This is a genomic window from Campylobacter sp. US50a (genome assembly GCF_004379015.1).
Classification (GTDB): domain Bacteria; phylum Campylobacterota; class Campylobacteria; order Campylobacterales; family Campylobacteraceae; genus Campylobacter_D; species Campylobacter_D jejuni.
Genome location: NZ_RYYJ01000071.1, coordinates 1 through 421, shown reverse-complemented (window position 1 = coordinate 421; position 421 = coordinate 1). Strand labels below are relative to the sequence as shown.

Here is a 421-nt window from a genome sequence, read left to right as displayed (position 1 = left end):
ATCTAAAATTAAATCAATTTTAAAACTGCTCTTATAAATGCCTTCTTGATACTCTAACTTTAAACTTTCATAAATCCTTCTATTCTCACAATTATGAAGAAATACTTTAGTGATGGTTTCATGATTATTTCCATTTTCATCTAAAATCTTAAGATTATTGAGTGTTAATTCAAAATTTCCCCCTCTATGTGATAAAATCTCTTCGCTACTATACCTTTCTAGTTTTAAATAGATTTTTAGCATCTTTGAAGCTTTATCTTGTAAAATTTTAAATTGATTTTCTTTAGCAAAACTGTATAATTCTATAGCATTTTCTTCATTACCAGCAAGAGCAACTTTTAAAATTCCATCGTTTTTATTAATAAAATATGATATATTGTTTTTTACTGCTTTAAAGTATATTTCATCTTCTTTTTTTAAA

Annotated in this window: 1 pseudogene; it reads right to left on the bottom strand. The window is 23.8% G+C overall.

Annotated elements, in window-relative coordinates:
- A pseudogene (locus tag ELQ11_RS09705) lies at window positions 1–421 on the bottom strand (hypothetical protein); the annotation flags it as partial.